This window comes from Desulforegulaceae bacterium, from assembly GCA_034006035.1.
Lineage (GTDB): Bacteria > Desulfobacterota > Desulfobacteria > Desulfobacterales > JACKCP01 > JACKCP01.
Window position 1 is genome coordinate 42,681 of sequence record JAVETN010000006.1, and the last position, 23,255, is coordinate 65,935.

18 protein-coding genes are annotated in these 23,255 nt (G+C 32.8%); 7 read left to right on the forward strand and 11 right to left on the reverse strand.

What is annotated here, in order from left to right; all coding sequences use genetic code 11:
- The first annotated feature begins 3 nt into the window (after positions 1-3).
- From rfaD to RBR53_06195, 3 genes are read left to right on the forward strand one after another with little or no spacing between them, the layout of a single operon-like run.
- Positions 4-960: an ADP-glyceromanno-heptose 6-epimerase gene (rfaD, locus tag RBR53_06185; GenBank protein MDY0132240.1), complete on the forward strand. Its 957-nt coding sequence runs from the start codon at positions 4-6 to the stop codon at positions 958-960.
- Positions 960-1,955, forward strand: a complete 996-nt coding sequence (locus RBR53_06190) for a glycosyltransferase family 9 protein (protein ID MDY0132241.1) — start codon at positions 960-962, stop codon at positions 1,953-1,955. The genes rfaD and RBR53_06190 overlap by 1 nt, the downstream gene beginning before the upstream one ends.
- Entirely contained in the window at positions 1,956-2,948 is a 993-nt protein-coding gene (locus tag RBR53_06195; protein MDY0132242.1) for a glycosyltransferase family 9 protein, read from the forward strand. It abuts the gene before it with no gap.
- Here the strand turns inward: RBR53_06195 and RBR53_06200 are convergent.
- Genes RBR53_06200 through cmoA form a run of 8 tightly spaced genes read right to left on the reverse strand, consistent with a single transcriptional unit; the run spans position 2,893 to position 11,308 of the window.
- Positions 2,893-3,594 carry a lipopolysaccharide kinase InaA family protein gene (locus RBR53_06200; GenBank protein ID MDY0132243.1) on the reverse strand — a complete coding sequence of 234 codons (702 nt, stop codon included), beginning with the start codon at positions 3,592-3,594 and terminating at the stop codon, positions 2,893-2,895. The two genes, RBR53_06195 and RBR53_06200, sit on opposite strands and share 56 nt — an antisense overlap.
- The gene (lpxK, locus tag RBR53_06205; protein ID MDY0132244.1) at positions 3,587-4,645 is read right to left on the reverse strand and encodes a tetraacyldisaccharide 4'-kinase; all 1,059 of its coding nucleotides are present in this window, start codon (positions 4,643-4,645) and stop codon (positions 3,587-3,589) included. The genes RBR53_06200 and lpxK overlap by 8 nt, the downstream gene beginning before the upstream one ends.
- Positions 4,642-5,739, reverse strand: coding sequence for an LPS export ABC transporter permease LptG (gene lptG, locus RBR53_06210; protein ID MDY0132245.1), 1,098 nt, complete (start codon positions 5,737-5,739; stop codon positions 4,642-4,644). The genes lpxK and lptG overlap by 4 nt, the downstream gene beginning before the upstream one ends.
- Positions 5,736-6,875 carry an LptF/LptG family permease gene (locus RBR53_06215; GenBank protein MDY0132246.1) on the reverse strand — a complete coding sequence of 380 codons (1,140 nt, stop codon included), beginning with the start codon at positions 6,873-6,875 and terminating at the stop codon, positions 5,736-5,738. Before RBR53_06215 ends, lptG begins: the two co-directional genes overlap by 4 nt.
- Complete coding sequence (locus RBR53_06220) at positions 6,872-8,857, reverse strand: adenylate/guanylate cyclase domain-containing protein (GenBank protein ID MDY0132247.1); 1,986 nt, start codon at positions 8,855-8,857, stop codon at positions 6,872-6,874. Before RBR53_06220 ends, RBR53_06215 begins: the two co-directional genes overlap by 4 nt.
- Positions 8,854-9,552 carry a FecR family protein gene (locus RBR53_06225; GenBank protein ID MDY0132248.1) on the reverse strand — a complete coding sequence of 233 codons (699 nt, stop codon included), beginning with the start codon at positions 9,550-9,552 and terminating at the stop codon, positions 8,854-8,856. The genes RBR53_06220 and RBR53_06225 overlap by 4 nt, the downstream gene beginning before the upstream one ends.
- Before the next feature lie 54 nt (positions 9,553-9,606).
- A complete protein-coding gene (cmoB, locus tag RBR53_06230) occupies positions 9,607-10,578 on the reverse strand; it encodes a tRNA 5-methoxyuridine(34)/uridine 5-oxyacetic acid(34) synthase CmoB (protein MDY0132249.1) in 972 nt (323 codons plus the stop codon).
- Between the two features lies 1 nt (position 10,579).
- Positions 10,580-11,308: a carboxy-S-adenosyl-L-methionine synthase CmoA gene (gene cmoA / locus RBR53_06235; GenBank protein ID MDY0132250.1), complete on the reverse strand. Its 729-nt coding sequence runs from the start codon at positions 11,306-11,308 to the stop codon at positions 10,580-10,582.
- Positions 11,309-11,627: 319 nt separating this feature from the next.
- Between cmoA and RBR53_06240 the strand changes: the two genes are divergently transcribed.
- The 3 genes from RBR53_06240 to RBR53_06250 are packed head-to-tail and all read left to right on the forward strand — an operon-like array spanning position 11,628 to position 17,459.
- Complete coding sequence (locus RBR53_06240; protein ID MDY0132251.1) at positions 11,628-13,733, forward strand: RecQ family ATP-dependent DNA helicase; 2,106 nt, start codon at positions 11,628-11,630, stop codon at positions 13,731-13,733.
- A 15-nt stretch (positions 13,734-13,748) separates the two neighbouring features.
- Positions 13,749-14,747 (forward strand): DNA-processing protein DprA, encoded by a 999-nt coding sequence (locus RBR53_06245; protein MDY0132252.1) that lies wholly within the window; start codon positions 13,749-13,751, stop codon positions 14,745-14,747.
- Positions 14,748-14,774: 27 nt separating this feature from the next.
- A complete protein-coding gene (locus RBR53_06250; protein MDY0132253.1) occupies positions 14,775-17,459 on the forward strand; it encodes a cache domain-containing protein in 2,685 nt (894 codons plus the stop codon).
- A gap of 65 nt (positions 17,460-17,524) precedes the next feature.
- Here RBR53_06250 and RBR53_06255 read toward each other — a convergent pair whose 3' ends face one another.
- The 3 genes from RBR53_06255 to RBR53_06265 form a co-directional block, all read right to left on the reverse strand.
- On the reverse strand, positions 17,525-17,980 hold the full coding sequence (locus tag RBR53_06255; protein MDY0132254.1) for a YccF domain-containing protein: 456 nt from the start codon (positions 17,978-17,980) through the stop codon (positions 17,525-17,527).
- A 199-nt stretch (positions 17,981-18,179) separates the two neighbouring features.
- A complete protein-coding gene (locus tag RBR53_06260; protein MDY0132255.1) occupies positions 18,180-18,989 on the reverse strand; it encodes a mechanosensitive ion channel in 810 nt (269 codons plus the stop codon).
- Between the two features lie 13 nt (positions 18,990-19,002).
- Positions 19,003-20,265: a hypothetical protein gene (locus tag RBR53_06265; protein MDY0132256.1), complete on the reverse strand. Its 1,263-nt coding sequence runs from the start codon at positions 20,263-20,265 to the stop codon at positions 19,003-19,005.
- 620 nt (positions 20,266-20,885) lie between these two features.
- On the opposite strand from RBR53_06265, the gene RBR53_06270 reads away from it, so the two are divergent.
- Positions 20,886-23,195 (forward strand): SLC13 family permease, encoded by a 2,310-nt coding sequence (locus RBR53_06270; GenBank protein MDY0132257.1) that lies wholly within the window; start codon positions 20,886-20,888, stop codon positions 23,193-23,195.
- The last annotated feature ends 60 nt before the right edge of the window (positions 23,196-23,255 follow it).

A 23,255-nucleotide genomic window follows, 5' to 3' on the forward strand; every position in this document is an offset into this window, starting at 1 on the left:
TCCATGCTTATAGTAACCGGAGGAGCAGGTTTTATTGGGAGTAATATTGTAAAAGGGCTTAATAATATTGGAAGAACAGATATTATTGTTGTTGATGACCTCACTCAGGGAGAAAAGTTTTTAAATATAGCTGACCTTAAAATCCATGACTATATGGACAAAGATGATTTTATTGAAAAATTAAAGAACAATCATCCTGATTTAAAATATATTGAAGCTGTTTTCCATGAAGGTGCTTGTTCTGATACAACAGAATGGGATGGAAAATTCATGATGGAAAACAATTATGAGTTTTCAAAAATCATATTTTTAAAATCCATGGAAAAAAACTTCCAGTTTATTTATGCATCTTCAGCTTCTGTTTATGGAGATAATACTATTTTTTATGAAGAAGAAAAAAACGAAAAAACTCTTAATGTTTATGCATATTCAAAACTTTTATTTGATAATTTTGTAAGACCTTATCTTGGCAAAATTACAAATCAAACAGCAGGACTTAGGTATTTTAATGTTTACGGGCCCAGGGAATTTCATAAAAAAACCATGGCAAGTGTTGCCTGGCATTTTTATAATCAAATAAAAGAAAATGGAGTTTGTAAATTGTTTGAAGGAATTGAAGGATATGAAAACGGAGGCCAAAAACGAGACTTTATTTATGTAAAAGATGCAGTTGATGTTAATCTCTGGCTTTTTAAAAACCCTCAAGTTTCTGGAATCTTCAATGTTGGTTCAGGAGCAGCCCAGACATTCAATGATGTGGCTAATTCTGTAATTAAATATATGGGTAAGGGAAAAATTGAATACATAAGTTTCCCAAAACATTTAAAAGGAAGATACCAAAGTTATACCCAAGCTGATATTACAAAATTAAGAAAAGCAGGATATAATAAAGAATTTAAAGATGTAGCCCAGGGTGTACAGGCTTATCTTGACGCTGTGAGTACTACAAAGGTAATTTAATGAAAATTTTAATTATTCAAACAGGTTTTCTTGGTGATATTATTCTTTCAACTCCTGTTATAAAAGGGGTAAAAACTCTCTACCCTGAAAGTGAAATTTATTTTCTTACCACTCCTTTGGGTAGACTTTTAATTGAAAATGACCCTTTAATTAAAAAAGTTCTTGTTTATGATAAAAGAGGAAAAGAAAAAGGCCTCTCCGGGGTTTTTAAGATTGTAAAAAAGATAAACAATTTAAACTTTGACAGGGTTTATTGTCTTCATAAATCTTATAGAACTTCATTCATGCTTTTTTTAACAAAAATTCCCCACAAAACAGGATTTAAAAAAGCAAAATTATCCTTTATTTATGATGTATCTGAACCAAGAAATATAAAAGATCATGATGCAATAAGAAATCTTTCAATTCTTTCATCGGAAACAGATATCACCCATTTAAAACAGGATTTAAGGCTTTTTTCTCCAATTGAAACTGAAATAAACCCTGAGCTAAAAACTTTAAAAGATTCAAAATATATTCTTTTATCTCCTGGAAGTGCCTGGAAAACTAAAATCTGGCATTCCAAAGGTTATAATGAAACTGCAAAACATTTTGAAAATAAAGGGTATAAAATTGTTGTAACAGGAGCTGAAGCTGAAAAAAAAATATGTGAAAAAGTTTGTGAAAATACCAAAGCTTTAAACTTTTGTGGAAAACTTAATCTTTTGGAACTAAAATTTGTTGTTTCAAATGCCAAGCTTGTTATCTGTAATGACAGTATGGCTTTACACATGGCCTCCGCTTTAAAAACTCCCTGTGTTTCTATATTTTGCTCAACAATTCCAGAGTTTGGATACGGCCCATGGAAAAACAAAAGCATAGTTGTTGAAAAAAAGCTTAATTGTCGTCCCTGTGGAAGGCATGGCCATAATAAATGTCCTTTAAATACTGAAGAATGCATGAAAATAGATTCATCAGAAGTAATTACTGCCAGCGAAAAACTTTTGGGAATATAAATGAAAATTTTAATTATAAAACTTGGTGCTCTTGGCGATGTAATAAATACTTTCCCACTTGCAGTTCATCTTAAAAACACTCTTAATGCAGAAATTACCTGGATAACAGAACCTTTGAGTTATCCCTTGGTAAAAAATCACAGGGCTGTTTCAAAAGCTGTTTTATTTGATAAAAAAAACAAATGGGAATCATTTAAAAACCTTTCAAAATTTCTTAAATCAGAAGATTTTGACATTGTTTTAGATCTTCAAAGAATTTTAAAATCTGCTGTTTTTACTTTTAAGTCACCTGGTAAAAGGAAAATCACTTTTGATAAAAAAAGATGCAAAGAATTAACCTGGATTTTAAATTATGAAAAAATACCGCCAAGCAATCCTGAGACAACTCATATGCTTGACCAATACCTGGAGTTTTCATCATATCTTGGTATTGAAAAACCTGAAATTATAACCTGGGATCTTCCCAAATTTGAATCATCCATAAAAATTGAAAATAAATATCTTGTTTTAAACACAGGAGCAACAAAATCTTGTAATAAGTGGTTTGAAAGTGATTTTGCAAAGCTTATAGATCTTATTTATGAAAACACAAGTTTCTTACCTGTACTTACCGGAGGGCCTGAAGATCTTGAATTTTCTGTAAATATATTGGAACGATCCTTAAAAAAACCTTTAAATCTTACTGGAAAAACAAATCTTTACGAGCTTACAGAAGTTTTAAGAAATGCAAACTTTTTAATAAGTTCGGATACAGGGCCCATGCATCTTGGGGTTGCTCTTGGAGTGAAAACCCTTGGACTTTTCGGACCATCAAATCCTGTAAGAACAGGACCTTATTTTGGAAAAATTATTAGAAAAAAAGATTCTTCATGCTTAAATTGCGGACAAAAAACATGCAAATCAAGGGATTGTATGAAAATTGATCCTGAAAGGGTTTTTAAGGCCGTCTTTTTGGAACCATGGAAAGAAAAGAAGGTAGATTATGTTTTTTAACCGCCCTATTCCATCTTGACTCCAGCTTTTCCCTTAAATAAAAAGGCAGCCCTTCAAAAAAAAAAGCCTTATCAAAATCAATTAAATGAATTTTTTCACCTCTTGAAACAAGAACATTTCCAGGATGAAGATCACAATGAAAAATTTTATTGTTAATTATTTCTTCAAATACAGGTAAGAATTTTTCTTTAAAAATTTTTTGGCCCTTATCCTCATTTTCAATACAAAATTGTGCAAGAGTGGTGGAGTTATTAATGTATTCAGTAACTATTCCGCCCTTATAAAACAAATTTCCCCAATAATAGGCCGCAATTGGTTGAGGAACAGGAAGATTAAGCTTTTTAATTTTATCTAAAAAGATAATTTCAGTTAAAGGTCTAATATTATCTTTAGTTTTAAGATAAGTTCTTTTATTAAAAACTCCTAAAATCCCACCTCTGAAGTAATTTTTAAAAACTAAAAGCCCTAATTCAGGAAGATTTTTAATTAAAATCTGAGCTCTTCCCCCAAGAGGAGATAAAGAAGTTTTTATTTTTTTTTCAGACTTTAAAAGTGTATTTGTAAAAGGAAGAAGAGTTTCCTCTTTTAATTCTTTTAAAGAAACAATTGTGTATTTGTCTCTAGAATATTTATGTAGTTCACTCAATTTGTTTCAGCCGTTTTTTTAAAAAATTATCAAATCCATTGCAGTAAAATTTAATTTCCGCATCCATTACTATAAGATCAAAAGGGAAACTTATATTGTTTTCTTTTATTCTGCAATAATCTTTAGTTGTTGTTAAAAAGCAATCGCAATAATCTTCCTTGGCTTTATTTATAATTTTTTTTATGTCTTTAGTGCTGTATTTATGGTGGTCATCAAAAAACAAAGAACTTTTTACATTAAAACCAAACTTTTGAACACTTGAATAAAAACTTTGATTGTTTCCTATTCCGCAAAAAAGAAAAGGTTTTTTATTTTCCAAAGACTTAAGTCCTGGAATAATTTTATCAACTTCTGTGTGGTGAAAAGAAAAAAAAGTATTATTAAATGACAATTGGGGATTTTCTGTTCTTGTATATATAATTGCATCTGCTCTTTTAAGATTCTTTTTTTTCTCCCTTAAAATCCCCCTTGGCAAAGTAAAAAAATTTCCAAAAGGTTTTTTATAATCTAAAAGAAGAAGATCTAAATCTCTTTTTAGTTTTAAATGGGAAAACCCGTCATCAAAAATAATAACATTGGCTTTAAACTCTTTTTCAGCCTTTTTAACAGATTCTTTTTTATTATGACCACATAAAACAGGAACACCTTCAAGCTTAGAACAAAGAAGAACTGCTTCATCACCAGCATTGTTAAAATCAGCTTTTAAGTTTTTACCATCACAGGCAATACCTCCTGTTTTTTCAAATCTGCCCTTATAACCTCTCATTACTATTGCTGGTTTCAATCCCTTGTTAGTCAAAAATCTGGCAAGATAAACAGCCATTGGAGTTTTCCCTGTTCCTCCAGCTGTGATATTTCCAATGGAAATAATAAAAGCACTTGATTTATATGATTTTAAAATAGATTTTTTATATAAAAAAATTCTTAAATCAACAGCAGTAGAATAAAGTTTTGATAAAATAAAAAGAAAAAACCTTAAACTAAATAAAGGATTTTTATAATTATCTGAATAAATTGTTTTTATAATTTTAGTTTTTAAAGAATTTATCATGAGCTTTGAATCAGTTTTTTCTCGTAAAAAATAAATACCAAAAGGCCTAAAACACCAAATACAATATTTGCAGTCCAGGCGGCTAAAAAAGGATTAATATTTTCTCCATATCCAAGTGAAATAAAAAAACTGTGCATTGACCAATACAAAAGGGAAAGAAAAAGAGAAAGCCCAACTCCAAGGGGAATTTTTTTACCTGTAATTGAGCTTGTCCCAATAAGAGTACCTATAATTGCCATTATAAAACAGACAAAAGGAAAAGCAGTTTTAGAGTTTAAGTCAACAAGGTATCTTTGATATTCATACCCTTTTGCCTTTAAGCTTTTTATATATTTTTCAAGCTCTAAAAGACTCATTTCTTCAGGAAGTTTTATTACTTCTTTTAATTCCTCAGGTACAAAATTAAAAACAAAATCTTTAGACTCAAGATGAATAACTTCTTGGCCATAATCCTTTTCAAGTCCTTCTGAATAATAAATATCATTTAAAAGCCATTTGTTATTTTCAAAAACAGCAGATTTTGCCTGATATCTTTTGGAAAGGAAATATTTATCATTAAACTCATTAATGGTTATGTTTCTCAGCATTTTTTTTTCATAATTAAAATAATCAATATAAATAATTTTATTATTATCTTTGATCCAGATATTGGTTTTATTTTCACTTATAATTCTGTTTTTTTTAATCTGGGTTGAATTAATCAAATTTAATTTTGATGAAGAAAAGGGCATTAGAAAATCTGAAACCAAAAAAACAAAAGCACTGAAAACCAAACTTAAAATAAGAATGGGAAAATATATTTTTTTAAGATTGATTCCGCTTGAGCAAAGGGCAATAATTTCTTTGTTCTTATTCATAAGCCCAAAAAATATAACAGCAGCAACAACTATTGATACAGGTGTTAAATGAACAATTACAAAAGGAATTTTTAAAAGAACAAAACCAATTCCACCTTGAACCGAAAGCCCTGCCTTAACGAATTTGTCAAGATTATTAAGGTAATCAATTATAAGAAAAATAAAAATAAGAAAAATTTCTATTAAAAAAAATACTTTAAAATAACCTTTAATTAGATACCTGGTTAATAAACTCATTTAATTTTGCCAAAAAATTTAAAGTTAATATTTTTTTCCTTGATTGCAAGATAAAGAAGAAAAATTCCAAGTCCAAACATTATAATATTTGGAACCCACATTGCCGCAAAGGGAGGATAAACTTCTGGTTTTGACTCTCCAAGAGAAAGCCCCAGGGCAAGAAGAATATAGTAAAAAACAAAAAGAAAAATCCCATAAATTATCCCCGAGGATTTTTTACCTGTTTTATTCCGAAGACCAAGAGCAAATCCTATAATACCAAGAAAAATTGAGGCCGCAGGAAGGGAAAACTTTTCGTGCATTTTTAAAAGTGCTGAATAATATTTTGAAGTTTTTTTATCAAAACTTTTAATATGTGCTTTTAATTCATTAAAATACATTTCTTTTTCATCTTTGTTTTTTACATTTCCAGGGTTTAAACTTTCTGGAAAGTCAAGACTGAAACTATATTTTCCAAAACCTGTTTTATGAACTGATTCTTCCTTTTTATCTATTTGAATAAAAGATCCATTTAAAAGCTCAACCAGATATCCGTTTTTAATTGGAATTATTCTACCTTGAGGAGCAGTTATTGTTACAGGAATTTCGCCTGTACTCATATCTTCAAGAAAAATATCTTTCATTATACCTTTTTCCTGATCAATTTCATTGATATAAAGAGAAAAACCTTGAAACGAATCTATAAATGTTTTTTCTTTAAAAGATACTGCCATATTGTTTTTAGCAATTTCAATGGCTTCTTTTTTAAAAGAAAATTTTCCCCAGGGAAGCCCGTAAAAAGTCATAAATGCTGTTAAAAATGAACCTATTATACAAAAAACAAGAAGAGGAGGAAGAAGCCTTAAAACACTTACTCCTCCAGATTTTAAGGCAAGGGTTTCATTTGACCCTGTAAGTTCAATAAAAACAAATAAAACAGCCATCATTACAGACATGGGAATTGTGTATTGAAGAAAAAAAGAAATTGAATAAATAACAAGTTTTATAATAGAGCCAAAAGACACATTAAAATTAACTATCATATCGGCTATATCTAAAATTCTTGATAAAAGAAAAATAAATGAAAAAAATATAAGGCTTACAAAAAAAGGAGGGAGCAATTCTTTAAAAATATATTTATCTATAATCTTAATCATAAATTTCTTTCAATAAAAATCTTTGAAACCTTGTCTCCAGTTTCATTAAAACATTTTTCAAAATCTTCTTTTAAACCTGATTCAAGGGCTTTTTCAAACAATGTTTTTATTTTTTGATTAAATTGGGTGTTTTCCATAAGTTCATAAACAACCACTCCTTTGGTTTTGCCCTTTACTTTTACTTCTTCTATTTTTCTTGTAAGAAAATCTTTGCCTATTATTTTATTTGTAAACTCACTTATTAAAATATTTGTTCCATAAGTTTTATTAAGACCTTCAAGCCTTGAAGCAATATTAACACTGTCACCAAGGGCAGTATAATTAAATCTATTGTCAGCTCCTGTATTTCCAACAACAGCCATTCCAGTATTTATTCCAACTCCTATGCTAAGGTCAAAATCAAAGTCAAATTTATTTTTAAGCTCTTTAGAATTTATAAACCTAAGCATTTCAAGTGCACTCTTACAAGCCATTTTGGCATGATCTTCAACATTGGCTGGAGCGTTGTAAAATGCCATAATCGCATCCCCAATATATTTGTCAAGAAAGCCATTATTGTCTTGAATTGTTTTTGTAAAAGGATTAAAAAGCTCTTTAAGCATATTAACAAGCTCAACAGATTCAAGCTTTTCAGAAATTGTTGTAAAATTTCTTATATCAAGAAATAAAATTGTAATTTCCTTTTCTTCGCCTCCAAGTTTTAAATCTTCAGGATGTTTTGCCAGCTTTTCAAGAATAATTGGAGACACATAAGCTGAAAAAGCCTCTTTTATAAAAAAGGATTCCTTTTCATGGAACCGAAACATTATAGCTTCTGCTATAAAAACACTTAAAATTAAAGCAACAAAAGGATAAAAACTGCTAACCCAAACATTTGAGTTAACATATAAAAACTTTGAAAAAGTTATAAAAACAAAAGCTGCTCCAAGATTTAAACCAATTCTTAAATAAATTTTTTTGGAAATAAAAACACAAAATAAAGGAAAAAAAGATAAAGCAAAAATAGGAATGATTGTGTATATCTGAGCTTCTTTTATAAGGTCATTGTTTAATACATTGGATAAAAAAGTGTAATGAAGCAAAGGTCCTGGAATTGCTCCAATTGGAGTTGACCTTATATCAGAAATTCCTGCTTCTGTTATTCCAACAATTACAATTTTATTTTTAAAATAAGCTTTCTCAAATTTATTATTTATAATGTCTGAAAATGAAATATGATTATAATCATCTAAATCGTAATAATTAAGTCTTTTAGTCCCAATTTTATTAAATTTTAATTTATGCTTTGAAAAGTTTGCCAAAATTGTTTTGTTTTTTTGCTCAATTTCAAGATCTTCCTGAAGATAAAATCTTAAGCCCTGAATTCCAAGGGTTGGATAAATAGAATTGTTGTAGGCAAAACCAAGGGTATAGTTTCTAAAAATTCCGTCTTTATCTGGAAAGGTTGAAAAGGCGGCATTCATAGAACAAGATTTTAAAATAGGTTCAATGCTTACTTCAGCATATCTGGCACTGGGAAGAGAAATGTTTTTTCCCTTGATTCTTTCTAAAGAGGAAAAAGACAAAATTGTTTTTCTTCTGCTGTCAAGTTCCTCTGTTGCTTTATCTCTTAAAAAAAAACCGCAAATAACATTATTCATTTTGGAAATTGTATCACTAAGATATTTATCTTCTTCTTTGGTACTTGTTTCAGAAAAAGTGATATCAAGAAGAACAACTGAGGCCTGATCCAGATTTTTCAGGCCATTTGCCAAAACAGCCCTACTCCACGGCCATCTTCCAAATTGATTAACACTTTTTTCATCAACTGCAGCAAAAACAATGTTTTTATTTGGGGTGTTTTTTGACAATAAAAAATTACTATCGTCAGTTTTTTGAGCAAGTTCAAAAAAAGGAGAAACTTCAAACTTGAAAACAGAAAAAACAGCTCCAAATGAAACTAAAATAAATGCTGAAATATACAAGTATTTTTTCTTTTTCATAGAAAAGTCCTGAATTTTTCAAACTCTTTGTCTAGCTCTTTGCTAAGCTCATCTTCATTTACAATATTGTCTGAAAAAGAAACCATTTTGTCAGGTTTTAACTCAAACTGAGTTACATATTCTATAAATTCTCTTGCCTGTTTTTCCTTATAATCTCTGAAAGCACCCATTATTTTTTCCTGAAATGCCTGAAAAGCAGATTTTTCTTCTTTTCTTCTAAGCTCAAACTCATCTTTTAAAGATTCAATGTTTAAAAGACCTGTTTTTAGAGCAACAGACTGATTATCTGATTTGGAATTAACTATAAACTCAGTTCCTTTTACTCCAATAACAGCAAAGGGAGTTTTTACCTTAATTCCTTTTTGCTCTTGTCTTACCACAGAATAATAGGCTTTTCCCTCTTCCTGCTCATAAAAATTTGAATCTTTAACCTTAAATTTTGAATTTGAATCAACAACAACAGACGAATCTTCATTTATTTTTATCAAAGCTATAGAATCATTATCTGTCATTATAAGGTCCCCTGAAAAAACCTCCATTTTTTCTTCTGCAAATTTTTTCATAAAACTATTCTTTTTTAAAATAAAAACATTGCCTTCTATTTTTGAAATATGAATATTTCCTTCACAAAAGCCAAAAACCGGGAATAAAATAAAAGCAGCAATTATAAAACTTAAAATATTTGATCTTTTCATTTTTTTTCTCCCTATGATTAGTTATTTAAAAATATGGAATGCTCAATTTAGGTTTTACTTTGCTTTTGCCCTTAGAACTGCTCTTATGGGCGCTGGATATCCTTCTTTTGTTTTGGTTTTATCCAAAGGATCTAAAAAATCTTTTAATGATTTTTTAAAAGTCCAATCAGTAACTCTTTGTTCATTAAAATCAGTTTTGCTTATATCTAAACATTCAATTTCATAAAACCCAGCTTTTTTAAGCCAAATTTCAAGAGTTTTTATTGATGGAACAAAATATACATTATTCATTTGAGCATATCTTTTTTCCGGAATTAGGGCAATTGGTTCTTGATCTGAAATTATAAGATTTTCAAGGATAAGCTCTGAATCTTTTTTCATTAATTCTCTGATTCTAATCAACATATCAAGAGGAGATTTCCTATGGTATAAAACACCCATGAGAAACACAAGATCATAAAAACCTTCTAAAACAGGGAGCTCATTAAAAGTAATGGGAATAGTTCCAATGTTTTTAAGTCCCAGATATTTATTGATTACCTGAAACTGAAAATAATATGGAGTGTAAGGTTCTATTCCAAGACCAAATTTTATATTTTTACCCGCAGCCTTAAAAAGATAATATCCATTGCTTGAGCCGATATCTAAGACAACTTTATTGTTAAAATCAATTTTATCTTCAAATCTTTTCCATTTTAAATATGAATCCCATTCAGAGTTTATTTTTACTCCAAAAATATCAAAAGGCCCTTTTCTCCATGGAATAAATTTTTTTAGTTTTTCTTCAAGATTTATCTTTTCATCAAAAGAAAGCTCTTTTTTTAAAAAACACCCTATTTCCCTTTTATCAAGTTCAAGATAATCTGGTTTTAAATCGGGAAGATTTTCATAAGATAATTTAAAATTTGATATAAGTTTATTAGAGTTTGAATCAATCAATTTGTTTTTTTTATAAACAATTTCTTTTAAAGAAGAAGATAGGCTGTCAACTCCAAATTCAGATGCATTTTTAAGCAAATTATCCATTTTATTTTTCTTTTCCTGCAATAAAAGAAGTGAATTGAAACCATTTTAAATAAATGTCAACATAGGAAAATCCAGCTTTTTTTAATCTATTTATATGTTCAATTGTTGTTTCAGGAACAAGCACATTATCAAGGGCTTCCCTTTTTCTGCTTATTTCAAGTTCAGAATATCCGTTTTTCTTTTTAAAATCATAATAAATTTTAGTTTCATTTTCCAAAAACCTTTGATTTTCATTTAATACCTTTTCTGTTAAAAGAAAAATGCCGCCTGGATTAAGACCTTTATATATTTTTTCTATTAATTGTTTTCGCAAAGACTTTTCAATAAACTGCAAGGTAAGATTCATAACAACAACAGAGGCGTTTTCAATTTTTATATTTTCCACATTATCATTAATTAATTTTATTCTTGAGCTGTCTGGTCTTGAATCAAGTCTTTTTAAAAAAAGTTCTATCATGGGTTTTGAATTGTCAACAGCAGTCATTGAAAAACTTTTGTCTTTTATTTTGTCTAAAAAATTTATTCCAAAGTTTCCATTTGAACATCCAAGGTCATAAATCACACTGCCCTTTGTATAAAACCTTGATGCAAGCTCAGTTTGAAGGTTTATTGATTCATTATATAAAGGCACCGACCTTTTGACCATATCATCAAAACATACAGCTATTGTTTCATTAAATTCAAAGGGATTGGGCCAGTTTTTTTCTTTTGAAAACACCTTATCTTTCATTTTAGTTTTTCTTTCAATTGTAACATTTTTAATTAAAACTATGGAACTCTTAAGCAATTACTTGAGGACTTATACAAAACATATAAAAAAGTCTAAGTAAAATCAAAATTAAAAGCTGTTTCTTATGATTGTTTTCTAAATTTATTTAAGACAATCGTTTAATTTAAAATTTACAAATCAGCACAGGCCAATAGATTGACAAACTAATGCCGACAGATATAGTTTACAGGGTTAAACAATTTTAACTTATTAAGTTTTTAGAAAAACAATCCAAAAACTTTTGTTCTGCTCTTAATTAAATTGGAATTGAGATGTGAATATGAAAAAACAGGCAGAAATATACTTAAAGCAGGTCTTAAACAATAAAGACGCTTTTTTTCGTGATGGACAATGGGAAAGTATAGAAAAGCTGTTGGATAAAAATCGTGTCCTTGTTGTTCAGCGTACTGGCTGGGGTAAAAGTATGGTTTATTTTCTAGCAACAAAATTACTAAGAGAAAAAGGATATGGTGCAACACTTTTAATTTCTCCCCTGCTCTCATTAATGAGAAACCAGCTGGAAGCTGCCCAAAGAATTGGCCTAACAGCCCAAACTATAAACAGTACCAATATCGACCAATGGAATCAGATTGAAAATAAACTCAGACTAAATAAAGTGGATCTCCTGTTAATTTCACCTGAACGCTTGGGAAATGCGGATTTTCGTCAGAATGTTTTAGCAAATATTGCTGAAAATATAGGACTTTTTGTTATAGATGAAGCCCATTGTATTTCAGACTGGGGACATGATTTCAGACCGGATTATCGCCGTATAATAAGAGTACTTAAGGCTATCCCCTCTAACGTACCGATTTTAGCAACCACAGCTACAGCAAACAACAGAGTTGTAAATGATATTCAATTGCAATTGGGCGAAAATATAACTCTTCAAAAAGGTTCTTTGGTTCGCAAAAGTTTAAAACTTCAAAATATAAAAATGCCAAGTCCTTCAGCTAGAATGGCTTGGTTAGCTCAAAACATTCCAAATCTGCCTGGAAGCGGTATAGTTTATACATTAACACAACGTGATGCCGAAAGAGTCAGCAAATGGCTTAAACTGAATAAAATTTCTGCAGAAGCTTATCATTCAGCAGTTGGGAAAAAAGAAGACAGCTGTATAACCAGAGAAGAGCTTGAACAAAAACTTTTAAACAATAAAATCAAAGTATTGGTTGCAACTATAGCTCTTGGTATGGGTTTTGATAAACCTGACCTTGGTTTTGTTATTCATTTTCAGCGTCCAGCTTCGGTTGTGCATTATTATCAGCAGGTCGGCCGTGCTGGTCGTGCTGTTGATCAAGCTTATGGAATCCTTCTTTGTGGAAAAGAAGATGATCATATTGCAAATTATTTTATGCAAACTGCCTTTCCACCTCAACAGCATATTTCAAAAATCCTAAATGCTTTGGATCAATCTGACAATGGACTTTCTGTACCTGAAATCCAAAGTGCTTTGAATCTGCGTAAAGGACAGATAGATAAAACCTTGAAATTTTTAACTATTGAATCTCCATCGCCAATTACAAAAATTGGCAGAAAATGGAATGCAACTGTAGCTGCAGCTTCCTATCAGGCGGATCAAGAATATATAAATGCCATTACCAATATAAGGCTTGAAGAACAAAAGCAGATGCAAGACTATATGAATTATTCTGGTTGTTTAATGAAATTTTTACAAACTGCTCTTGATGATCCATCACCAAACCCTTGTGGAAAATGCAAAAACTGTGCGCCAAGTTTATTGTTAAATGAAACTTATGACAATGAGCTGGCAAAAAAAGCAGCTTTATTTCTTCGCAGAAGCTATCAGCCCCTTAAACCAAGAAAGCAATGGCCTGTTTCAAATATTTTTTCTTTATCTCCTTTAAGCGGATATAAAATCCCAAAAAAACAACAGGCTAAAAAAGGCCGTGCATTAAGCATTTGGCGTGATGCGGGCTGGGGAAAACTGGTTGCTCATGACAAATATGAAGCAAACAAATTTTCAGATGAACTTGTAACTGCCTGTGTGGAAATGCTTAAGAACTGGTCTCCTAATCCCTTTCCTAAATGGGTTACCTGTATTCCATCCCTTATTAATCCTGATTTAGTACCAGATTTTGCAGAAAAATTGGCTGAAACTTTAAATTTGCCGTTTATTCAATGTATTGAAAAAATCAGGGTAAACAAAGAACAAAAAGAAATGCAAAACAGTTACCAGCAAGTAAAAAACCTTGATGGAGTATTTAAGATTACAAATCAATGCCTGACAGATGAATGTTTACTAGTTGATGATATAATTGAGTCAGGATGGACTTTCACAGTAGCTGCCGCCCTCTTGAGCCAAGCCGGCTGTTCTTTGGTATATCCCATGGCCCTGGCCTTAAATTCACCAAGGATGGATTAATGGATGGATTAATATATGAATAATTTTTTAACAGAAGACACAAAAGCAATTATCCTGCTTTGCTGTATTTTTGGGAAAACCCCCCCAGAAAAATCTTTAACCCAGACAGAATACACAAAAATTGTAAGATGGCTGATAAGTGCTAAGATGCGTCCAGGTAATTTATTGGAAAAAGAATCAATTAATAAAGCAGCCAAGGGAACTGGTATTGATAAACAACGCTTGGAAACTCTTATGGGTAGAGGGGTTCAGCTTGGATTTGCAGTTGAAGAGTGGCAAAGAAACGGAATCTGGGTGATAAGCAGAAGTGATAAAGATTACCCATCTAATTACAAAAAACACCTTAAAGATAAAGCCCCCCCATTATTATTTGGAGTAGGAAACCCTTGTCTTTTAAAAGGCGGAGGACTTGGAATTGTTGGTTCCAGAAATGTGGATAAAGAAGGTGAAAGTTTTACCCGCCGGGTTGCAGAAATTTGTGCTTATAATAAAATGCCGGTTGTTTCCGGAGGAGCCCGGGGAGTTGATCAAATTTCAATGAGAGCAGCTCTTGATTCAGGCGGGATTACTATAGGAATAATCGCTGAAAATCTATTTAAAAAAAGCCTAGAACGCTATGCTCGAAATTCAATTAATTCAGGACATTTGCTTTTGATTTCACCCTATCACCCTGATGCTCATTTTACAGTGGGCAATGCCATGGGTAGAAACAAATTAATTTATGCCATGGCCGACTATGGACTGGTTGTAAGTTCTGATTATAAAAAAGGAGGCACCTGGGCAGGGGCCACAGAAGAATTAAAAATAGAAAATCACAAACCTGTTTTTGTCAGAATTGGACAAAATGTCCCCCAGGGAAACTTAAAACTTCTGGAAACAGGTGCTGTTAAATGGCCTGATACCATTGATAAAAACAATTTGAATAAGCAGCTTGCTGATCTGGGAAGCAATAACAAGTCAAACCCGATTAGAAAAAATCAGACTTGTTTTAATTTTAAAAAGAATCAGGTATAATTACGTTTTTAACAATGGATGGAATTTATGAATAAGATCATTACCAAAATCCTCATATCTATAATGCTTTGTTCAATTATTGTCGCTGTCTCAATAGGCAGTTTAAGTGTATTGCAAACATCAAAAATCATCTATCAAGAAACAAGTGATAAATTCCATTATATATCAGCAAACTATGCAAACGAATTCAGTGCAAAACTTAAAAAAACAGAAGGATATGTTGATGTACTTGAATCTGATGTGGGCTCCTCTTTTGATCCAAGTCAGTTTGTAAGCAACCAGAATTATCAAAATGAGTATATGAAACGAATGAATGATTTGCTCAAAAGAATAGGTGATCAAAATATAGGCATTCAGGGAATTTATGTTATCATCAATCCTGAATTAACCGGTCAGGTTTTTGAGTCCTGGTATATTAATGATGGAAAAGGGCATTTCATTTATCAGGAATCTGAAGATATCTCCGCCTTTTTTCCTGCCAATGAAGATATGAGATGGTATTATGATGCTATTAACAATACAGAAGGTGTTTGGATTCCCCCATATATTGACGCAACCATCAATTTAAAAATGATCTCATATACAAAAGCCATTTATAAAAATGGTTTGTTGGTTGGCGTTGTAGGAATAGACCTTAGTTTTGAAGATATTGAAAAAACAATAAGTAATATGAAACTGTACGACTCCGGCTACGCTTTCCTGATCAACAAGGATTTAACTATTCTTGTTCACCCTTTCCTTCAAATAGATAGATCTATACTAAATTTAAAAGATAAAGATTTGAATAGTATTGTAGAATCTATGGAAAAAAACAAATCAGATGTTATTGAATATGTTTACATGGGTAAAAAAAAGATAATGGGATTTTCAAAGCTTTCAAATGGCTGGATACTAGGTGTTTCAACGGTTATCTCTGATATCATAAAGCCTATTAATCACTTGGAAAAGAGCATAGCAGTCAGTATTATAATCCTATTAATTATCACAGGCATTATTGGTCTGTTTATTTCCAAATCTATTACTAAGCCGATCAGCCGCTTAAGAGATCTGGCCGTTTTAATAAGCCAGGGACAGCACGAGATTAAACTTGATTTGAATTCAAACAATGAAATTGGAGATCTATCAAAAAGTATCAGTATAATGACAAAAAAATTGGTCATCTCCCATGAAGAATTGAAAAAAAGTGAAGAACTCTTTAAACTTATCATTGGACATACCAGTGCACTTGTTTCCATTCATGATTCAAATGCTTATTATATCTTTGCAAGCCCATCCTTTGAAAAACTAGGATATAAACCTGAAGAGCTTATTGGGCAATCCGGTTTTAAAATGATGATAAAAGAAGATGCTGAGCTTTTGTTGAAGAGTTTGGATAAAGCCAAGCAGGGGAAAATTTCAAACGCCCTGCTAAATTACAGGATCAAAGATAAAAAAGGCCAAACTCACTATTTCAGAGGTTCATTTGATGCTGTTTTTAAAGCAGATGGTTCAATGGAAAAAATTGTTTCTGTTGGAGAAGATATTACTGAATTAAAAAAGGCACAGTCTGAAAAAGAAACCGCATTTTCCCTGGCAGCTGAAAGGGAAAAGCTTGCATTGGTTGGTCAGGTTGCCGGAAAAATGGCCCATGATTTTAATAATATTTTAGGCATTATTATGGGTAATGCAGAACTTTCACTTATTAATTGTAAAGATGCTAAAATAAAAAAGAAACTGGAATTAATTTTTGAGCAGACTCTTCGTGGTAAAAATTTAACAAGAAATCTTGTAGCCTTTGCTAAAGATCAGGAACCCAAACAAGAATTCTTTTCAATTAATGAAAAAATAGAACTTGTTATAACCCTGATGAAAAAAGATTTGGAAGGCATCAAGGTAGAAAGGGAATACAGACATGATTTACCAGAAGTCCTGGCTGATCCCGGAATGATCGAACATGCAATTGTAAATCTTGTACAAAATTCAATTCATGCTATAAGCCTTGTTAAATATCCAAAAATTATTTTTCGGACCTATCAGCAAAATGAACAAATCTTTATTGAAATTGAAGATAACGGATGTGGTATTCCCCAGAAATTTCTTGGGGAAATTTTTGAACCTTCTTTTACATTGAAAGGCAGTAAAGATCTATACTCTATGTATAAACAAGACATTAGGGGGACTGGTTATGGAATGTCCAATGTAAAAAAATATATTGAACAGCATAAAGGTGATATTTCATTTTTTTCGGAGCTTCAAAAGGGTTCAAAAGTTATCATAAGCTTGCCTGTGATAAAAAAAGAACTAACAACCAGAGAAATAGAAAAAGTTAAAAAAGAAAAAACTTTTTCTGGAAAATACATTCTGCTTGTTGAGGACGAACTGTCTATTTCAGACATTTATTCCAGGATACTGACAGATGAGCCCTGGAATCATAAAGTAGATATTGCCAGAAATGGTCAGGCTGCAATGGATTTGTTGAATGGGAATCAATATGATTTAATAAGCTTGGATTACTTTATCCCCGGAAAATTCAATGGTATGGATGTATATCATCATATCCGTAAAACAAATAAAACCATCCCAATATTATTTGTTTCCGGCAATATAGAATTTATAGAATCAATAAAAGAGCTTAAACAAAATGATGCCAATATCTGTCATTTATCAAAACCGTGTATGAATATTGATTATGTGAATGCCGTGAATAAATTATTTGCAAATCTGGTTGGCTGATTTTAGCGACTTTTTTTATTTAAAGCCTTTCCAGGCAGGTTTTTAAATAACATTTAATTCAGAAATTAATCTAAATATTTTTCAGTCTGTTTTTTTGCTTTACGTACTTCTATTTCATCAGCAACTTCTTTTGGAACACAAACTTTATTTACAGGATTAAAATAAGTGCCCAGTGATTTTGCTAAAACCAAAGCAACAGGAATTCCAATTATTGTTATAAACAATCCGGCAATCTGTAAAATTGTTACAACAGCTAAAATTAAGCCAAAAGGAAAATAAAGAATCCTGACAATGAACCCAAAACTTTGCCATAATTTGTTTTGTTCTACTTTCAAATCTTTTTTACTAATCATTGAGTTTGAAAACGGGCACAATAAAAACTTTGATAATTGAATCAAACCTAATCCAAGGGGTGCTCCAATTATTGTTATTAGTAAAATCACACCAAGTAAAAATGTCCCTAAGGCAGATAAAAACCCTAAAAACGGAAAATGCCATAAAATATTACCCAAAGTTCTCATAAACTTTCTCCACAATTTATTTTTTCTGGTTAAAACTTTGCCTTGGTTTCAAACTCCAATTTAACAGTATAAAAATTTGATATAATAGTTTTTTTCTGTTTAACTAAGAGTTAACAATAAAAGCTCCACAATCAGCAATCATATACTTTTTGATCTAAAGAAAAACCAATGGATTTCCAATCTACTCAGTTAAAAAATCTTATGTTTCCGAAATAATAGGAGAAACAAATGCAAATTTAAACCCCTGCTCACTAAGAGATGATTTCCCACGCATTGTAAGATCTGAAACAAAACCAAATTGCTGGGTTACGCTCACAGGATATGCCTTGAGTCTATAATGGGTTCCCCAAGGTTTTTCTTTTAACACAACCTTGATTGGAGAGTTAAAATATAAATAAGCACTGGTTAAAGCAAGATCTTCTAAAATTTCAACCACTTTTCTGCTGTCATGATCAGGTTCAAGATAAAAGTCTGCCACACACAAAAGCCTTGGTTCTCCATTGTTGGAATTTATAACAGAAATATTCCAGAGCATGGAATGGGGAATAAGCACTCTGTCATCATCAGGAGTTATAACTTCAACTGTTCTCATTCCAACGTGATAAACCTCTCCATAGATATCCCCTACTCTTATCCAGTCGCCATTTCTATAATTTCTTTCGCCCACTGCAACTATTCCTGCAATAAGACTGCTTGCATAATCTTTCAAAGCAAAACCAAGAGCAAGACCAACAGTACCAAGAAGCGCTGCCATGTTCTGAAAGGAAGGTTCTATCACAAGAGGCACTATAATCATTATTGAAACAATAATTACAAAAAGCCTTACAAAAGGCACAATAGCAAGAAGGGTCAGTTTTTTTTGGCCGTGAAGCCGCCCGCTCAGCCATCTAAGTCCGTGCTGAAGAGCTGCCACAATTAAGATTGACAAAACAATTATTATTCCAAGTTCAACAAAATCCCAAAGCTCCAGAGTTTTAAAAAGATGTGAATCTTTGTTTTTAATTGACACTTTTCACCTCTATTTACAATTTATCCACAAGATAATCTCTTTCAAACAACATTTTTCTAACTGAATAACAGGCAGATTCAACCACAAAACATTTACCTTCCAAGTTTTTTACAAGACCCAAGCCAAGAAGATATGACAATCCACTTCTACACACAGGTTTTGAAAAAGGAAGAATTTTATAAAGAATATCCTCTGGAAGACCATCATGAAGGAGAAGAACATGGAGAATTATTACTAAGTCCTCATCCGTGGAAGGTAAATTTACAGACTCTGAAATTTCTGAAGACATCCAGACAATTGTTTCATTAATTATTTTTCCTTTACTTTTTTCTAAATCTATTTTTTCAACTTTTAAATTTTCATTTTCAAGCCTGAGTTTTTCCTTCCACAAATTTACCTGCATTAAAAGATTTCCTCTGCAAAAAGAAGCAAGCTTTGTAAAAAAAGGATCTATAGGTTCTTCATTAGAAGATATCCCTGTAATTTTTTTACCATTTGACATATTTAAAAATTTAAATTTTGTATACCTTGCCCTTTGGACTGATTTAGAAAGAAGCTTGATAAATTTTTCATTGTCAAAAGCTTGTAAAGTAAAAACATTTTTTTTGGAAAGTCTGAAAATTAAATTTAAATATGACCATCCAAAACTCTGGCAACCCACCACTCCTTTTCCAATCTTTCCTGTTTCTGCAAGCTCAAGAAATTTACGGATTATTTTTAATCCATTTACATGGCGGAGAAAAAACTTTTCTAAATTGGGAAGGACCCATAATTTACCCGACTCTGGAAAACTTTCAGGAAGTTTATCAGAACCTGAAAGAATTTTATCATAATCTGGAGGCTCAATAATTGTTGAATCATTGTTTTTTGCCCACTTCTTAAGAATTTCACTATTTCCTGAGTATGGCTGCCCAACAATATAAACAACAGAATTACCTGTATCAGGATTTTCAAGCCAGTTGCTAAGAACATTGTCCAAAGCTTTTGTTCCGTCTTCAAAATCAATTATGGGAAGAAGAAATTCCTCAAGCCGGGAGGGTAAAGAATAAAGTTCTTCTTCACTTCCCGGGTAAATTTCTTCACCCTTATCTTCCCTTTTGAAAATAAGCTTAAAAGATGACCATAAATCAGCTGCCGCACTGCTAGCTGGAACTGTAGGAACTTTGAAACTGTCAAAAGAGACATATTCCCAAATTTCTTTTTCTGGAATAATTTCTTTTTCTGGTGAAGAATTAAATTTATCTTCTGAAAAAGAGGACTTGTTTTTTTTGCTCATATCAATCCTGAAATAAATAAAAAAATATTAAAAACAAAAACCTGATTTTGAAAACTGTTGCTAAATTTTTTATGATAAAAAATTTGGCTTATTTACTCCAGCTTTAAATAATATTTTATAAAAGATTTTATTCTAGCGACACCAACAAAACACCTTATATTTTTAAAATAACACTCTCGGAAATTTTGTGGTTTTGAATTTTAAACCTGAATAATTTGGTGAATAAAAATTACCATAACAATTTGATATAAGAGTTAATTAGTTTAAAACTAAAAAAAGTGAATGCATTGTTTAGGTATATTGATTTGATAATATATCCATGCTATACGCACTAAGGATTTCAGATTAACAGCCACAGGCTTACCTGGCCTGTCAACACCTAGAATTAAACCAGAACCAAAGTTGAAAGATCTATCCAGGTTAGCTTTTCATATAAAAACAATTTGAATCAGATCAAAGGCCTGACAGACAATGGCTATTAGGTTTTTGATCTGCCCTGTAAATGAACCAAAAATAATTTATAATTAAAACCATGGATCAAATTTTAAACAATATTTTTTGTATTTTAAGCGGAGTATTATATGACTGTTCAAGTAATTATTCTTTTAACAATTATCCTTATGGCCCTGATCGTGTTTATCGGAGGATGGCTATCAGCGGATCTTGTGGGGCTGCTTGTTCTTTCCACACTGACCCTGCTGGGATTTTTGACTCCAGATGAAGCTCTGGCCGGGTTCAGCAGTCCGGCGGTGGTTACTGTGTGGGCTATGTTCATCCTTTCTGCAGGACTAAACCGTACAGGCATAGCCCATAGACTTGGACAGCCTCTTCAGCGTTTTGCTAAAGGCAGTGAGATGACGCTTGTGGTCGTCTTGATGGCCACGGCCAGCATTTTTTCGGCCCTGATTAATACCACAACAGTTGCAGCTGTTCTTTTACCCACCGTCATGGATCTTGCCCGGCGCAGCGGCAGGCCTCCCTCACGGCTTTTGATGCCTTTTTCTTTAGGCTGCCTTCTTGGCGGGCCATTTACCGGAATTTCAACCTCTACCAATATCCTGGCAACTGATGTTTTAAGCAGTGCAGGTTTTACAACTTTTAAAATTTTTGATTTTACACCGATTACCGCGGCAATTGTGATGGCAGGCATTCTCTTTGTGGCCTTGATTGGGCGTTTTTTGTTGCCATCTGGAAGTGGAAAAACATTAGAGAATAAAAACCTTTCAAGCGAAGACCCCTACGGGCTTGACAAGCATCTTTTCACCACTCTGATTCGTCCAGGATCAAAGCTTGCGGGTCGCACCCTGGTTGAGAGCAGGTGCGGTTCAGCTCTTTCCATCACAATTGTGGCGCTGAAGCGTAAAGGAGTACTAATTCTTGCCCCCCGTCCCACGGAAATTCTTCAGGTGGGTGACAAACTTATTTTCCACGGCCAGACTGATCGTGTAAAACAAATGAACGGCAGTGAGCATCTTAAAATAGAACCAATGGATCAAGCCAGTAATATAATTTGTCAACAAATGGTGGTTGCCGATTGTCGGGTCTCTGAAGATTCTTCTCTTTTAGGGGCTACGCTTTTTGAAAGTGGATTACGGCGTGAACACCATGTTCATGTATTAACTTTGCATAATTCTGAGGGCAAGCTTGTCAAAGATGCCTTACGCCATCCTTTTGCTCCTGGTGATCGTTTACTGCTCCAGGGTGAAAAAAAAGCTCTAGAAGAATTTTTTAACAAAGATTTAGTAACTGGGCCTAAGTTTATCGATCAAAGTGAGGTGGATAATTTAACAGGTGGCCATGGCCAAATTTTGCCCGTGCGTATTCCTTCAGGTTCGGGGCTTTTGGATCGCAGTCTGCTTGAAACCCGTCTGGGTAATGTTTTTGGTCTTACCGTTGCAGGAATCCTTAGGGACGAAGCCTTGATTTGTATGCCGTCTCCCCAGGAAAAAATCCAGGCAAATGATCTATTACTCATGCAAGGCTCTCCACAAGACCTTGAAATCCTTGAGGGGCTTCAGGATCTTGTGATTTATGAAAAATCTGCCGGCCTTTTAGCCGAGTTGGAGTCCCAGCAGGTTGGTGTTACCGAAGTATTACTTTCACCTAGAACCACCCTTGCAGGCCAAACCCTGGGGGATCTTTTGTTCCGGGAACATTATGGGGTCAGCGTACTTGCGATTTTACGCAAGGGCAAAGTCTTTAGAACCCGTTTACAGGAAATGCCCCTCAAGTTTGGGGATGCCCTGCTTGTTTATGGACAAAGGGAAAAACTGCACGCCGTGGCAAGGGATCCTGATTTTCTTGTACTGGATACCTCTGCTGTCAAGGTTCCCCGTCTGGAAAAAGCAGGTTTTGCAGCTGTTATTATGGTTTTAGTTATTGCCAGTGCCATCCTTGGTTTGCTTCCTATTTCCATTGCCGCAGTTGCCGGAGCCTCTCTTATGATTTTGTCCGGAGCATTAAGCATGCAAGAAGCTTATCGAGCCATTGAGTGGAGAGTTGTTTTTCTCATGGCCAGTATGCTTCCCCTGGGGGTTGCCATCCAAAAAACAGGAGCTGCTCAAATGGGGGCTGATTTTTTAATCACCATGGTAGGTGATCTTGGACCCCGCTGGGTGGTTGCTGCCTTTTTCTTTGTTACCGTTATAGCGGTTCAGGCTATTCCTCCGTCCGCTCTTGTTGTGCTCATGGCTCCTGTAGCCCTGAGCGTTGCTGCAAGCTTGGGGATTTCCCCTCAGCTCCTAATAATGACCGTTGCCATAGCCGTTTCTGCCAGCTTTGCAAGTCCTGTTTCCCATGCCGCCCATATGCTTGTCATGGGACCTGGCGGGTATAAATTCATTGATTATATCAAAGTGGGAGCACCCCTTACTATAATAGTTTTTGGAGTTTCAGTTTGGCTGCTTCCTATTTTCTGGCCACCTTATTAGTTGCGGAAATGCTCCATAAAACAGACAACTTGCGACAATTAAAACAACAAAAGGAGTTTG